Source organism: Erwinia sp. JH02, assembly GCF_013074405.1.
In the GTDB taxonomy this organism is placed as follows: domain Bacteria; phylum Pseudomonadota; class Gammaproteobacteria; order Enterobacterales; family Enterobacteriaceae; genus Erwinia; species Erwinia rhapontici.
In genome coordinates this window covers 212,014-227,441 of the sequence record NZ_JABANZ010000007.1, presented here as the reverse complement: position 1 = coordinate 227,441, position 15,428 = coordinate 212,014, and the positions used below count along the sequence as shown (strand labels likewise).

Sequence of the window (15,428 nt, the reverse complement as noted above, 5' to 3'; positions counted from 1 at the left end):
CGTGTTATTCGATAAACAATCGGTCATACACATGCTGTAAATGGCGTTCCATGCAGGCCCGTGCCTGAACGGCATCCCGGGCGATGATGGCACGGGCAATGTCTTCATGATCCTGGTTCATCTCACGCGGGAAATCGCTCTCCGCGTAGTGGCTCTCCAGCCGCACAAAGCGCGAGCTTTTACGTTTGTTCCACAGATATTCCATCATATCGCGCAGCACTTCATTCCCGGTCATCTCGGCGATCAGCAAATGGAAACGCTTATCTTCCCGCAGGAATTTCTCATCATTAACGTGTAACTGGATGAGGTCCTGGGTGATCTCCTGCAATTCGGCACGCTGATCGTCACTGCCGTTGCGCGCCGCCAGTTCAGCCGTCATCGCTTCATAGACTTGACGAGCCTGGATCAGCGCCTTCAGGCTGAACTCCTCTTCAACCGGTGTATCTTCGCTTTGCGGCAGCGGATTCATCACGTAAACGCCATTGCCGGTGCGAATTTCCACCCAGCCGGTAATCTCCAGAGCAATCAGAGCCTCACGAATCGACGAACGACTGACGCCCAGCTGCTTCGCTAACTCACGCTCCGGCGGCAAAATGGCACCGGCGGGAAACTGTCCCTTTTTAATGCAGCCAATCAGCAGGTTAGAAATCTGCCGGTAAAGGCGTTCGACTTTCAGTGTTGGTAATTCCATACCCGTTCCAGGCGGCAAAGATGATGGCAGAGCTTATCACAAGGCCCCACAGCCGGGCGAGGCATGCCTCGCCCCTACGGTGTATCCGGCATCACCACCTGATCCCGTATTGGGAAAAATGCTCATGCTGCGATCGCGATCACGGAACCCACAGGCCCTTCGCATTTATGCTCTGGTCCAGCGGCCTGACCACTGGGCCAGACAATGTAACCTGTGACTTTCTGATAAGAAAACGGCCGTTGAGCCGTACAAGGAACACCGATGACGGTTTCAGCCTTTGAATCACCCTTACAAAAATCCAGCCGCCTCAAACGGATACAGACCGTTTCGCTGACGCTGCTGTTCCTCGCCGGGATCATTAACTTCCTCGATCGCGGATCGTTATCGATCGCTAATGCCGCGATCCGCAACGATCTTGGCCTGTCGGCCACCGAGTTTGGCGTGCTGCTCTCGGCATTTTCTCTCTCTTACGGTATTTCCCAGTTGCCCAGCGGCCTGCTGCTGGACCGCTTCGGCCCGCGTATCGTGCTGGGCGGCGGCCTGCTGTTCTGGTCGGTGATGCAGGCGATGGCTGGCGCAGTCAACAGTTTCAGCCACTTCATTATGCTGCGTATTGGTCTGGGGATAGGCGAAGCGCCGTTTATGCCGAGCGGCGTTAAAGTCGTCAACGACTGGTTTAATGCTCGTGAACGTGGCCTGCCGATGGGGATCTTTAACTCCTCCACTACCTTTGGTCAGGCGTTCGCCCCGCCGATCCTCGTGGCGCTGATGCTGGCCTTCGGCTGGCGCATGATGTTTGTGATTATCGGTGTGGCCGGGGTGGCGATTGCTCTCTGCTGGTATGCCTGGTATCGCAACCGCGACCGTTTTGCCCTGACGCCGGAGGAGCAGCAGTACCTCGATCAAGGCTCCATGCCGTCACAGAAAACCCGCGTATCGCTGAAAGAGTGGGGCGCGTTGTTTAAGAAGCGCACCGTATGGGGAATGATCCTCGGCTTCAGCGGCGTGAACTACACCGGCTGGCTGTATCTCTCGTGGCTGCCGGGTTATTTACAGGCCGAGCGCGGTCTGAGCCTGACCAGCACTGGCTGGGTCGCCGCCATTCCCTTTCTGTTTGGTTCGATAGGGATGCTGGTGAATGGCACCGTTGCTGACCGTCTGGCACGCCGTGGCTATGCGCTGGCGAAAACCCGCAAGGCGCTCATCTGCCTGGGCCTGGTCTGTTCCGCTGCCTGTACCCTGTTAGTGGTGCAATCCACCTCAACCGCCATGGCCGTCGGTTTTATCAGTCTGGCGCTGTTCTTTGTGCATTTTGCCGGGACGTCCGCCTGGGGGCTGGTACAGGTCATGGCACCGTCACGCATGGTGGCCTCGGTCAGCAGTATTCAAAACTTCGGTAGCTTTATCTGTGCCTCATTCGCCCCGATTGTCACCGGCTGGGTAGTCGATACCACCGGTTCGTTCAATATGGCGCTGGTGATCTGCTCCTGCGTGACCTTCGCAGGCGCACTGGCTTATTTCTTTATCGTGAAAGATCCGATTGCGGATTAATTAGCTAAATCATTCAACATCAGGGGCGTTATCGCAGGCAGATAGCCCCGAAAGGAGAACGTATGGAACATACATGGCGCTGGTACGGCCCTAACGATCCGGTTTCGCTGGATGATGCTCGCCAGGCGGGTGCGACGGGCATCGTGACCGCTCTGCACCATATCGCTAACGGCGAGGTGTGGCCGGTGGAAGAGATCAAAGCTCGTCAGGCTCTGCTGGCAGAGAAAGGGTTAGTCTGGTCGGTGGTGGAAAGTGTGCCGATCCACGAGTCGATTAAAACCCAGCGCGGCGACTACAAAAAGTACATCGCCAACTATCAGCAATCACTGCGCAATCTCGGTGCCTGCGGCATCGACACCGTGTGCTACAACTTTATGCCGGTGCTGGACTGGACGCGTACCGATCTCGGCTGGACGTTACCGGACGGGGCAAAAGCGTTGCGCTTTGACCATATTGCCTTTGCCGCCTTTGAGCTGCATATCCTGCAACGCCCCGGTGCGCAGCAGGATTATGACGCGCAAGAACAGCGCGAAGCCGCCGCCTGTTTTGCCGCCATGAGCCAGGAAGCGATCGATACCCTGACGCGCAACATTATCGCCGGGCTGCCGGGCGCAGAAGAGGGTTACACGCTGGAACAGTTCCAGGCGCAGTTATCCCAATACGATGGCATCGACAAAGCGCAGTTGCGTGAACATATGGCCGAATTTTTGCGTGCCATCGTGCCGGTGGCGAAAGAAGCCGGAATTGTGCTGGCGGTACACCCGGACGATCCACCGCGTCCGATACTCGGCCTGCCGCGCATTGTGTCCACTATCGACGATATGCAGTGGCTGAAAGAGACCGTCGACAGCGTACATAACGGTTTCACCTTCTGTACCGGCTCTTACGGCGTACGCGCCGACAACGACCTGGTAAAAATGGCGGAAACCTTTGCCGACCGAATTCACTTTGCCCATCTGCGTTCTACGAAGCGCGAAGCGAACCCGAACAGCTTCCACGAAGCCGCCCACCTGGCGGGAGATGTTGATATGGTCGGCGTGATTAAGGTGATTCTGGCCGAGGAGCAGAAGCGCCGCCATGCGGGCAACCAGCGCGCCATTCCGCTGCGCCCGGACCACGGACACCAGATGCTGGATGATCTGCATAAAAAAACCAATCCGGGTTATTCCGCGATTGGTCGCCTGAAGGGGCTGGCGGAGATCCGCGGCGTAGAGTTAGCGTTAAAACAGATTTTCTTCAACGCGGAATAATATCGATCTCAGGCAGGTGCAAACAAGGCACCTGCCGTGTGAAGCAGACAAATCAGTCAACAATAAACAGCTGCGCACCGCTGTCGGTCCACGAACGGTGCGCTTCCGCGTTATCCGCCACCTGATAGCTCATCCCCGCCGTCAGGGTAAACACGCGGCCATCATCCAGCTCAGTGTGTAGCTCACCGGACAGACACAGCAGAATATGCCCCTTGCTGCACCAGTGATCCGCCAGATACCCGGCGGTATAATCCACCCTTCTCACCCGAACCTCACCAAACTGCTGAGTCCGCCACCAGGCCGTACCGGTTTCTCCCGGATGTTCCGTTGCTGTCAGCGTTGACCAGTCCGTGGTGCCAAAAGGGATATCGTTCATCTTCATTATCAGGCTTCCGTGAGTAGTGAAAAAAATAAACTACGTCAGAAGGATACGCGCCGCAAGCCCAGCCGTTCGGGTGGAAAAGAAAGAGGAGTGGTAAAGATTTCAGTATGAGTGATGGTGAATTCAACCGCTTTTTGCATAATAATAACGCTGATGCACAGTGTGCCTGTCACATCAGGCATAAGCGCAAGCAAAAAGGACTTATTTAGTGATTGCCCCGGTGCGCCGATAACCACCGGGTAGTAAAAGGCATTTTTCAATCATCTACCGCCGCTGCGATCCATTCAGGCAGCTAACAGGGGAACCGCTTGCAAGCTCTCGCAAAGCCGAAGAAGAAAAAGTATATCTGGCTGACTCTTACCGGGCTGTTGCCACTGGTACTCTGTCTTATTTTTGCCTTTATTGAAGCCCGTAAAACGGTGATCCACCAGCAAACGCTCACGGCCTCTATGCTACTTGCTCAGGCGGATAATGTCAGCGATCTTGCGTGGAAGATGACCGACCTCTTGCAGCAGTTCCGTCCCCGTGAGTGCTCGGATATTCGTCTGCAGCTCCAGCAGTTCGGCACGCTCTACCCCTACTTCCGTTCCGTAGGTCTCACCCGCGGTAACGAAATCTATTGCTCCTCCGCTTTTGGCACCACCCGGGGAACCCTGGAAACAATGGTACGAGGCGCGCTCCCGGTCGGAAGCGCGCCGTCATGGTCATGGTCCGTTGCGGGAACCTTTGGTGTGAAAGATCGGCCTGCGGTGGTGTTTATACGTGAAACCGACCCCACCTTTGGCACCTATGCTGTCATTGATGGTCAGTACCTGATCGACTTTATGACTGCCGTCGGCCTTAAGCGTGGCTACCATATCACCATGCAGTTTGGCGGTGGCTACCGCATTTCCAGCGGTAAACCCTTGTATATCTATCAGGGTGTTCTGGGCACCAGTAGCTATACCAGCCAGTCCAGCCGTTACCCGATTACCATCAACATCACCGCCCCCCGTGCTGAAGCACTGCAAAGCTGGCGGCAGATAATGTTCACCTTCTTGCCGATGGCGATCATTCTTTCACTGCTGTTTGTCGTCATCACCAATAAATGGTTGAATCGTAAGGCTTCCTTCCGTGACGAAATCCACCGAGGCATTGTCCATGATGAGTTCACGGTGAATTACCAGCCAGTTTATAACCAGCTGACCGGGCAGTTATCCGGGGCTGAATCGCTGCTGCGCTGGCAGCGCCCCGACGGAAGCTGGGTGCGCCCGGATATCTTTATCGCGGCCGCGGAAGACGAAGGAATGATCATCCCGCTGACCCGCCATCTGCTGACGCTGGTCGCCAAAGACTGTGCCGACTGGCAGGTTCCACCCGGTTTTAATCTGGGCATCAACCTCGCTGCCGAACACCTGCAACACCCGGACTTTGTGAGCGATATGCGCCATTTCTCTCGCGAAATTGCCCATCTGAACGCCTGCATTACGCTGGAACTGACGGAACGCAGCCTGATCCGTGATGGTATTGAGGTCGGGAAAAAACTGTCGGAGCTGCGTCGTGAGGGGATGAAGGTGGCTATCGACGATTTCGGTACCGGGCACTGTTCACTGACCTATCTGCAAACGTTCCCGATCGACTATCTGAAAATCGATAAGGGGTTCGTCAACGCCATTGAATCGATTGAGGGCGAAACGCCGGTGCTGGATGCCATTATCCTGCTGGCGCAGAAGCTGGCGATGAAGGTGGTGGCAGAAGGTGTGGAAAGTAACATGCAGCTGGAATATCTGAAAAATCGCGGCGTTGAGTACATTCAGGGTTATTACTATGCCCGTCCGATGGGCAATGAGGAACTGATGCAGTGGATTGCGCAGCGCGATATCAATGGCAGCAAGCCCTGAGTCGATTAAATACGACGCTTTTGCGCCGCGCGCAGCGCGACGTCTATGGTATCGTCCGCCGGGCACGCCACGAATTGCCCCCCCTCGCCGCAGGCATCCAGCATCTGGCGGCGGGCAGCCACACGTTTATTAATGCGCGCCAGCGTTGGCATAATCTGGTCAGCCAGCTGGCGGTATTCCGCATGCCGTTCGCGGGCCTGCACCGAGGCCGTCCGTTCAGCCAGTAACGCGCTTAATGACTGGAAACGCAGGATCAGACGATACGCCCGGCCGGATACCAGCCCTTCTCCCCGCAGTGCCTTGACCTGTTCACCCAGATTTTCACTGTTCAGCGACAACGTTTGCAGCACATTTTCCACGCTTGAGGCGCAGTGAAGCCACTCATTAGTCTGCGCTGTTTTGCCACCGTTCACGTTGGCAACGCCATCGGATAAGACGTGAGTACGGCAATAATACTTTAGATTTTCTTCAACACTGTCCAACATAATCAGCCAGTGGTTTTGGAAATTATTGTTTTTGGTCTGACTCACATCGTCCCCCTAAAAGGCGGCGACGAGTATTACTGATAGATGACAGCCGATCAAGAGCAGAAAGAGGAATTTTTTAAGATTATTCCCACCAAGCCAATGATAAGCTTAACTTATTAATCTACAGATGACTGACACCTCACATTTAATTCTCCAGCACAGTGCTAATTCGCAGAATGAACCGCTGTGGAAACGCCGATTTTTGCCATCTCAGATAAGAGGTTTCTTACTGAAATTATGTCAGCTTGCGAAGAGCCTATATACTGTATAGCTGGCAGAGTGCGCTGCCGTACCGTATTGGCTCATACCAATGCCTGACGATGGCGCATTTTGCAGTTGGTTTTCTCCCGTGAGCGGTCAATCACACCACGGGTCTGACCACAGCGGCGAGATATTTATCCAGGAAAAACAGAAAATTACAGGGTGCTCTATATGAAGCTACGTAGGAAGCGTGTCAAGCCGATTGGGTTAAAAGACGTTACCATCATTGACGATACCAGATTACGCAAGGCGATCACCGCCGCCTCATTAGGCAATGCCATGGAATGGTTCGATTTCGGTGTTTATGGCTTTGTTGCCTATGCACTGGGGCAAGTTTTCTTCCCAGGCGCCGATCCCGGCACACAAATGATTGCCGCTTTAGCAACCTTCTCCGTTCCTTTCTTAATCCGTCCATTAGGTGGCTTGTTCTTTGGCGCTCTGGGGGATAAGTACGGACGCCAGAAAATCCTGTCTATCACCATCATCATTATGTCGATCAGTACCTTCTGTATCGGCTTAATTCCCTCCTATGCCTCAATTGGTATCTGGGCGCCGATCCTGCTGCTGCTGTGTAAAATGGCACAGGGCTTCTCGGTCGGGGGTGAGTATACCGGCGCATCGATCTTCGTTGCTGAGTACTCTCCTGACCGTAAGCGCGGCTTTATGGGTAGCTGGCTGGACTTCGGTTCTATCGCCGGGTTCGTTCTGGGTGCGGGACTGGTGGTGCTGATTTCAGCCATTATCGGCGAAGCAAACTTCCTTGAGTGGGGCTGGCGTATTCCGTTCTTTGTTGCTCTGCCGTTAGGCATCATCGGGCTTTACCTGCGCCACGCGCTGGAAGAGACGCCAGCGTTCCAGCAGCACGTAGATAAGCTGGAACAGGGCGACCGTGAAGGCCTGGCCGATGGCCCGAAAGTCTCGTTCAAAGAGATCGCCACTAAGCACTGGAAAAGCCTGCTGGCCTGTATTGGCCTGGTGATTGCTACCAACGTCACGTACTACATGCTGCTGACTTACATGCCGAGCTACCTGTCGCATAACCTGCACTACTCGGAGGATCATGGCGTGATGATTATCATCGCCATTATGCTGGGTATGCTGTTTGTGCAGCCCGTTATGGGTCTGATGAGCGACAAGTTTGGCCGTCGTCCGTTTGTGATTATTGGTAGCATCGCGCTGCTGGTGATGGCGGTGCCGTGCTTTATGCTGATTAACAGCGGCGTGATGGGGCTGATTTTTGCCGGCCTGCTGATCCTCGCGGTGATCCTGAACAGCTTCACTGGCGTGATGGCCTCTTCCCTGCCGGCCATGTTCCCGACCCATATCCGTTACAGTGCGCTGGCCAGTGCCTTTAACATCTCCGTACTGGTAGCGGGTCTGACGCCAACCGCCGTGGCCTGGCTGGTAGAAACCACCAATAATCTTTACATGCCAGCTTACTACCTGATGGTCGTGGCAGTGATTGGCCTGGTGACCGGGATTATGATGAAGGAAACCGCCAATATGCCGCTGCGTGGCGCCACCCCTGCCGCTTCAGATATGGCTGAAGCGAAAGAGATCCTGCAGGAGCATCACGATAACATTGAGCAGAAAATCGAAGATATTAGTGAGCAGATTAGCGAGCTGGAAGCCAAACGCTCCCGCCTGATTGATCAGCATCCGCGTATTAACGAGTAGTTCTGATTCTGATGATGAGGGCTGACCGGCCTGTCCGGTCGGCCCTTTTTTATCGGGCAAGCCTGACGCACTCAGAACTGGTATTTCATCCCTATATTCCCGCCGTAGCCTTCCACACCCTGCCCATAGCTGTGCTGGTAGGTCACATCGGCGTACAGGCTGAGAGCCGGATTAACCTGACCGCGAATCCCCGTCCCCAGCTGCCACCAGCCGGAGTGAATATCCGGTGAGAGACTCTCCTGATTCATCGCGATACTGGGAATTTTCCCCATCCGCTGCACCGTATCAACCTGCACCCAGGGCTGGACATCCTGCGCATCATAAAACAGCCTCACCCCACCACGCGCTTGCCCCATGACGTCATGGCTGCGATCGACTTTGGCACCACCCGCACGGATTTCACCATTGTGCAGATACTGCCCCATCAGTTGCAGCTGAGGTTCCAGCTTAAACTCGCCGCTGATGGTAAAAGGAACGCCCGTTTCAGCCGACAGCAGAGTACTGTAGCTGCCTTGCCCGGTGTTGTTGATACTTTTGTAGTGGTTACGATACCAGGTGACCTGACCCACGGTATCCAGATACGCCCCCTCCTCATTATCAGCCGTGAAATACCCCCCAAGGCTGTATGCCGTGGTATTAATTTTACCGGTATTGACCGACAAGCCACTACGCTGGCTACGAGCATAGTCACGTGCACTGCTGTGGATATCACCGAGGGTCACCATCACGCCTGAACGCGCCTGAATGTCAGGCGTTACACTCCCCCGCCACAGATCCCCCCCCAGCTGCATAAAGGCGGTGGTGCTGTCATACCCAAACTGGCCTGCTCCGTAGATATCATGCCGCCCATAGATGCGGCCCCAGGCGGCCTCGCCCTCCTGACGGGCACCAAGACGCTGATGGTAGGTTCCGGCCGCCGTGTAAGCATAAGCCGCATTGAGATAAGGCCCAATCAGGTAACCACTGGTCTCTGGACGATAGGGTGCCTCGGGAGCGGGTGCATTGGGGTCGACCACGGGCTTATAGCTGGACTGTAAGTACCATTCATGGCTGTTGACCGGGTTGAGGAAGTACTCATAGTTCCCGGCCAGTAAGGGTTGTGATTGTGTAAAGGTGACATCTTTCGTTTCCCCCGCCACGTTAATGACCGGAATACCCATGTGTGTCTCAGCCCCTTTCCCCCCCTGATTGGTGATATCTACCGTAAAATGGCCTGTGGCATCGCCCTTCACATTCAATCGATCGCTCGGTGAATCGTCGCCATCCAGCCGGGTATGAATACCAATATAGCCGCTGCCGCTCAGGTTATTGTTCACGGTCAGCGTATGGAAATCCTGACCATCAAACAGAACCTTGCCATCCAGCTGGAGCGTATTCAGATCGGAATCCCCGGTCATATTCCAGGTGCTGGTCGAATCCAGTAGGGTACTGCTGACATTTTTCATCATGCCGGTCAGAGTCGAACCGTTTTGCAGATTGAGGTTGACCTGATTACGCACAGAATCTGATATCACGTTGCCATTCAGGGTGGCGTTATCTGCCATCAGATTCACCTGGCTGTTGCGGGCATCTGCACCCTGAGCGTCTTTCAGGGTCAGAGCCTCAAGCACATTGCCATTGCCTCCGGTGGCGACCGTCCCGTTGCTCAGATTCAGATTCAGCGCACTGCCCAGTATTTGAAACGCACTGAAGCCGCCACTCTCTAGCTGAGTATTGTCGAGGGCAGCCTCGCTGAGGGCGTTACCATCTGTATATAATCCGGGGCCATCCGCCGTGACGATAGTACTGTTCGCCACGTTGAGCGTTCCCTTTCTCAACCATAGCCCAATGTTCTTTTCGCCTTTCATGGTCATGTTGATACCGTCGGCGTTGATTTTCGCACCGAGCGCTGCGGCCATCCCCGACCCCCCCGTTCCGGTGGCGGTAATCGATGAGTTGCTTATCGTCATATCACCTTTTGCGCCGCTGGACTGCACACCGGTACTGTTGTTCCCCGTTGTGAGCACATTGATATTTTTTGCATCCAACTGACTTTCCGTGACAATACCGCGACCTCTCTCACCGGTGATCGTGGCCTGAATATTGTCGAGTGATGCTTTACCGCCCTGTGCTGCCACCGCTATACCGTTCTCACCTGAAATGCTGAACACCGTATCCTTCACCTGCAGCAAGGAATCTTTGGTTGTTGTCCAGATGCCGTAAGCATCAGAACCCGATGTCTCGATATGACCTCCGTTAACCTGCGCCGAACCGGCATATTCCAGGCTCACACCATGGGCAAAATCACCGGTGGTGTTGATATTCACGTTATTGAGAACACTTTGTCCTAGCGTCGATATCGCGGTGGCCGTTCTCCCCGTCGTGCTGATACTGCTGTCATTCAGGGTCAATGCAGAACCGGCCTGGTTGCTCTTTTCTACCAGAATCCCCTGGCCCAGATTACTCGCATTAATAATCAGACCGGATGCATTCAGCGTTGCGTTATTAACATGAATACCAAAACTGGAGCTCAGGCCATTGAGAATAATTTGGGAATCTTTTAGCGTTGCCTGAGCCTGTTGAGAGATTTCTATCATATTCAACACGGTGGGGCTATTTGCCGTTAATATCAGGCCATTACCATTAAGCGTTCCGCCCGCAATATCGATGCCCTCATTCATTCTGTTCCCCAGTGTAATATGGGTATTACTGAGATTCAGCGTTGAATTTCCGGTGGCCGAAATACCATAAGCATTTATCCCGGTAACATGAATATTGGTTCCATCCATGTTGAGCGTACCCTGAACAACATTGGCACCGTTGCCATAGCTTCCCTGGGTAGATATGGAGGCTTTATTGATGTCAGCCTGCGCCCCCTGAACGACCCGTACACCGTAAGAGCCAGAGCCGGAAGTGATAAAGTTGAGGTTCGGGTCCGTCACCAGGTGGCTGTTTTCACCACTGGCAGATAGCGCAGGCTGATTATTGCCCGTGGTCATATTTCCCTGACTGACCTGAAGTTTCTGACCATCGTTAACTTCCCATGGTGATGTTGCCGCAGCACTCAGAGGAAACAATAGTAGCGTCACGATATTGCAGGTAAATCGCTTATTCATTTTTCGCATAAAATCCCTTTATTACTTAACTCATCAATAAAGACAAAACAGTCCATTTAAACGTCACAACATCATATTCCCCATTGGGTTTAACTCATAAATTAACAATAGGAAAGTACTTTATTCTTCGAAATAAAAAATGAAAAAAAACGATTAAGCCTCACTAATAAAAATAAAAAACAATAAAATAAAAACAGGCTGTAGCCACTCAGATTATCTGAAAGATATTTTTTCAGAATTAGGATTTCTCTAAGGTAATAGTGAATTACAGTGAACCATGTAAGAGGGATATCGCACTTTTTGCGGCAAAACTGGCGTACACTTTTCACCCTTCAATCAGGAGGGAATGGCTAAATTATCCCCATTCATCGGCGCAGATGGGCAGTTTGTGCGGCAAAAATCCAACTTTCTGCCCTCATAGCGCTACACTTCGCCCTGACCGTAAACTGAATCTGAGGTATTAAGTGAAAATTAAAAGCTACGCAGCAATGAAAGCAGGACAGGCTCTGGAGCTGTATGAGTTCGACGCAGGCGCGCTGAGTGCAGAGGAAGTGGAAGTCGAGGTGGAATACTGTGGCGTCTGCCATTCCGATTTGTCGATGATCGATAACGAATGGGGCATCTCTCAGTACCCGACTATCGGCGGTCATGAAGTGATCGGACGTGTCTCCGCGCTCGGGGATGCGGCAAAAAACAAAGGACTGTCTGTGGGTCAGCGCGTGGGCATTGGCTGGACGGCGAAAAGCTGTCAGCACTGCGATGCCTGCATTAACGGTGAGCAGGTGAACTGCGAACAGGGAACCATCCCGACAATTCTGAATAACGGCGGTTTCGCCGAGAAGCTGCGTGCAGACTGGCAGTGGGTGATCCCATTACCAGAAAGCCTGGATGCGGCGACCGCAGGCCCACTGCTGTGTGGGGGGATCACCGTGTTTAAACCACTGCTGATGAGCAACATTACCGCCACCAGCCGCGTCGGCGTCATCGGCATTGGCGGTCTTGGCCATATCGCGATTAAGATTCTGCGGGCGATGGGCGCTGAAGTGGTCGCATTCAGCTCCACACCGGATAAAAAGCAGTCCATCCTGGATCTGGGTGCCGATGAAGTGATCAACAGCCGTGACCCGGAAGCGTTGAAGTCACAGGCGGGCCGTTTCGACCTGATCCTCAGCACCGTTGCCGTTGACCTTGACTGGAAACCGTACTTCGATGCCCTGGCACCGAAAGGCAAATTCCACACCGTGGGTGCCGTGATGAAGCCGTTCCAAGTGGGCGCATTTGATTTGATCATGGGCGACAAAGCAGTGACCGGTTCGTCTACCGGATCGCCGGGCCAGCTGCGTTCGCTGCTGAAGCTGGCGTCACGTCGCGATATCGCGCCGCACGTCGAGTATTTCCCGATGTCGAAAATTAACGATGCGCTGGACCATGTGCGCGCCGGAAAAGCCAATTTCCGCGTGGTATTGAAAGCGGATTTTTAAGCCGTTGATCGTAACGGGCGGGGCATGCCCCGCCCCTACGAGATCCCCGGCATCATCCATTCCAGGGGCCAGCATGCCCCTGCGAGATCCCCGGCATCATCCATTCCAGGGGTCAGCATGCCCCCTGCGAGGTCCCCGGCATCATCCATTGTAGGGGTCGGGCATGCCCGACCCGTTTCATCGGCAGACTCCTTGTTCCCGTTTTAGTTCACCCTTCATGCAATATTTATTTACATCCTATATTCAAATAATTATAGTTCTCATTTGCTTTCCCATTACAGGCAGAATCTTGTCTGATTGCAGTGCCAATGGACCTCACCGTCAAATCATGGATAAGTCAGCGTGCCAATACCGCCTAGGGATAACCGGTAGATATTTTCGTGCCCGGTGCAGGTATTGACTCAACATCAGCAACTTATTCCAGGAATGATCGTGCCAATGTCTCACTCTGAATCCCGTAAGCAGCCTCACTCAGCGCCATTATCTGCATCACGTATTTTCACCCCGTCTGTTGCCGCACTGTTGGTAATGTCGGCATTGCAGCCTGCCTTTGCCGCCGACAACGCCAAAACTGACACACTGACCGTTGAAGCGAATGTTAATGCGACTGCACAGCAGGACGTCACCGACTACAGCGTTCCGGTGACGTCAGCGGGCACTAAGATGCCGCTGACGCTGCGTGATATTCCCCAGTCTGTTTCTATCGTCAGTAAGCAGCGTATGCAGGATCAGGGATTACAAACTGTTGGCGAGGTGCTGAACAATACCGTCGGTGTGTCCGCCTCCAATATCGACTCCGATCGTTCAAATTATTATTCACGCGGCTTCCTGATTAATAACTACCTGTTCGACGGCGTACCGACAGTCGTGACCGATGTCTGGGATCTGGGTGATGCCCGTTCAGACACCGCCATCTATGACCGTGTTGAAGTGATTCGTGGGGCGAACAGCCTGGCGCTGGGTTCCGGTAATCCGTCAGCCTCTATCAATATGGTTCGTAAACACGCCGACAGCAAAGTACTGACGGGCAGCCTGTCTGCTGAAACCGGCAGCTGGGATAAACAGCGCTACGTGGGTGATATCACCGTGCCGTTAAATGAATCCGGCACTGTGCGTGCCCGTGCCATTGGCGGATACCAGGAGAACGATACCTGGCTGGACCGTTATCACGCGCGTAAGAAATTCCTGACCACGGTAGTGGATGCTGATTTGACCGATTCAACTCAGCTGTCACTGGGATGGGACTATCAGTCCAGCAGCAGTGAAGATCCAAGCTGGGGCGGGATCCCGACGTTCTTCAGCAATGGCGAGCGCACAAACTTCGATCGCAGCTTCAACTCAGGTGCTGACTGGACTTATAGCGATAAAGAATCGAATAAGTTTTTCGCGACTCTGACGCAGAAATTTGATAGCGGATGGCAGGCCCAGGTCAGCGGCAGCCATACCAGAACTAACTTTGACACCCGTCTGATGTATGCCGATGGCTACCCGGATAAAACAACCGGTACCGGCTCCGTTCTGTACAGTGGCTGGAACAAAGGCCGCCGCACTACAGACAGCGCCGATCTGTATGCCAATGGCCCGTTCGATTTGTTTGGCCGTACACATCAGCTGATGGTCGGTGGCAGCTACAGCAAACAGGAAAATACCTTCTTCAATAGCGTCTCTGACCTGACAGGGGTCAATATCGGTGATTACCGCAACTGGAACGGTAACGTCACAGAAGGTACGTGGTCACCGTGGACAAACTCTCTGGCTGATACTATCCGTCAGAAATCAGTCTATACCGCCGCCCGCTTCTCTCTGACGGACCCGCTGTCACTGTTAGTGGGCGCACGTTATACCGACTGGAGCGCTAACGGCACTTCAGGCAGTAACAATAGCGATAAGGTCGCTCCTTATGCGGGCCTGACGTACGACATTAACGACACTTACTCGGTATACGCCAGCTACACCAGTATCTTCCAGCCGCAGACCTCGCGTAGCAGCGATGCGAAGTACCTTAGCCCGGTGACCGGGAAAAGCTACGAAACAGGCCTGAAAGGGGATTGGAATAACAGCCGCCTGACGGCCACGCTATCGCTCTTCCGTACCGAACAGAACGGCCTGGGTGTCAACAGTTACGTCTATATTCCTAATACCACTGAATATGCCTATGACGAAGTCGATGCCGTCAGCCGTGGCGTAGAGTTTGAAGTGAACGGTGCGCTGACCGATAACTGGCAGATGACCTTCGGTGCATCTCGCTACATTGCAGAACAACGTAACGGCACCGCCGTGATGCCGGAAGTACCACGCACCACCGCTAAGCTGTTTACCAGCTATCGTCTGCCGATGTTGCAGGACCTGACCGTAGGTGGGGGTGTTAACTGGCAGAATAAAACCTGGGCCACTGTTGCAGGCGGCCCGGCAGGGAGTGACTACATCGATCAGTCCCCTGTGACGCTGGTAAATCTGTTCAGCCGCTACCAGGTGACCAGGCAGGTTTCCGTACAGGCAAACATTAACAATCTGTTCGATAAAGAGTATTACGATTATATGGGAACTTACGTGGTTTATGGCGCACCGCGTAACTTCACAATATCTGCTAACTACTCGTTTTAATTAGATAAATTCCCTTCTCTACAATGCCA

11 protein-coding genes are annotated in these 15,428 nt (G+C 53.6%); 6 read left to right on the top strand and 5 right to left on the bottom strand.

What is annotated here, in order from left to right:
* Positions 1-4 precede the first annotated feature (4 nt).
* Entirely contained in the window at positions 5-691 is a 687-nt protein-coding gene (locus HHI26_RS18660) for a FadR/GntR family transcriptional regulator (protein ID WP_133844299.1), read from the bottom strand.
* Between the two features lie 261 nt (positions 692-952).
* Here HHI26_RS18660 and HHI26_RS18655 point away from each other — a divergent pair, with 261 nt between their 5' ends.
* Both HHI26_RS18655 and uxuA read left to right on the top strand, forming a co-directional pair.
* On the top strand, positions 953-2,242 hold the full coding sequence (locus HHI26_RS18655) for an MFS transporter (RefSeq protein ID WP_133844301.1): 1,290 nt from the start codon (positions 953-955) through the stop codon (positions 2,240-2,242).
* A gap of 62 nt (positions 2,243-2,304) precedes the next feature.
* Positions 2,305-3,492, top strand: coding sequence for a mannonate dehydratase (gene uxuA / locus HHI26_RS18650; protein WP_133844304.1), 1,188 nt, complete (start codon positions 2,305-2,307; stop codon positions 3,490-3,492).
* Positions 3,493-3,544: 52 nt separating this feature from the next.
* Here the strand turns inward: uxuA and HHI26_RS18645 are convergent, their stop codons facing one another.
* Both HHI26_RS18645 and HHI26_RS18640 read right to left on the bottom strand, forming a co-directional pair.
* Positions 3,545-3,874, bottom strand: a complete 330-nt coding sequence (locus tag HHI26_RS18645) for a DHCW motif cupin fold protein (protein WP_133844306.1) — start codon at positions 3,872-3,874, stop codon at positions 3,545-3,547.
* Positions 3,875-3,912: 38 nt separating this feature from the next.
* On the bottom strand, positions 3,913-4,134 hold the full coding sequence (locus HHI26_RS18640; protein ID WP_133844308.1) for a hypothetical protein: 222 nt from the start codon (positions 4,132-4,134) through the stop codon (positions 3,913-3,915).
* Between the two features lie 48 nt (positions 4,135-4,182).
* On the opposite strand from HHI26_RS18640, the gene HHI26_RS18635 reads away from it, so the two are divergent.
* On the top strand, positions 4,183-5,754 hold the full coding sequence (locus tag HHI26_RS18635) for an EAL domain-containing protein (RefSeq protein WP_133844310.1): 1,572 nt from the start codon (positions 4,183-4,185) through the stop codon (positions 5,752-5,754).
* Between the two features lie 5 nt (positions 5,755-5,759).
* Here HHI26_RS18635 and HHI26_RS18630 read toward each other — a convergent pair whose 3' ends face one another.
* Positions 5,760-6,284, bottom strand: coding sequence for a hypothetical protein (locus HHI26_RS18630; RefSeq protein ID WP_171149494.1), 525 nt, complete (start codon positions 6,282-6,284; stop codon positions 5,760-5,762).
* 429 nt (positions 6,285-6,713) lie between these two features.
* Here HHI26_RS18630 and proP point away from each other — a divergent pair, with 429 nt between their 5' ends.
* Positions 6,714-8,219, top strand: coding sequence for a glycine betaine/L-proline transporter ProP (gene proP / locus HHI26_RS18625; protein ID WP_159337789.1), 1,506 nt, complete (start codon positions 6,714-6,716; stop codon positions 8,217-8,219).
* 71 nt (positions 8,220-8,290) lie between these two features.
* On the opposite strand, the gene HHI26_RS18620 is transcribed toward proP, so the two are convergent.
* Positions 8,291-11,314 carry an autotransporter outer membrane beta-barrel domain-containing protein gene (locus HHI26_RS18620; protein WP_171149493.1) on the bottom strand — a complete coding sequence of 1,008 codons (3,024 nt, stop codon included), beginning with the start codon at positions 11,312-11,314 and terminating at the stop codon, positions 8,291-8,293.
* A 464-nt stretch (positions 11,315-11,778) separates the two neighbouring features.
* Between HHI26_RS18620 and HHI26_RS18615 the strand changes: the two genes are divergently transcribed.
* Positions 11,779-12,795: an NAD(P)-dependent alcohol dehydrogenase gene (locus tag HHI26_RS18615; RefSeq protein WP_133844318.1), complete on the top strand. Its 1,017-nt coding sequence runs from the start codon at positions 11,779-11,781 to the stop codon at positions 12,793-12,795.
* Between the two features lie 438 nt (positions 12,796-13,233).
* Positions 13,234-15,399: a ferric-rhodotorulic acid/ferric-coprogen receptor FhuE gene (gene fhuE, locus HHI26_RS18610; RefSeq protein ID WP_241008312.1), complete on the top strand. Its 2,166-nt coding sequence runs from the start codon at positions 13,234-13,236 to the stop codon at positions 15,397-15,399.
* The last annotated feature ends 29 nt before the right edge of the window (positions 15,400-15,428 follow it).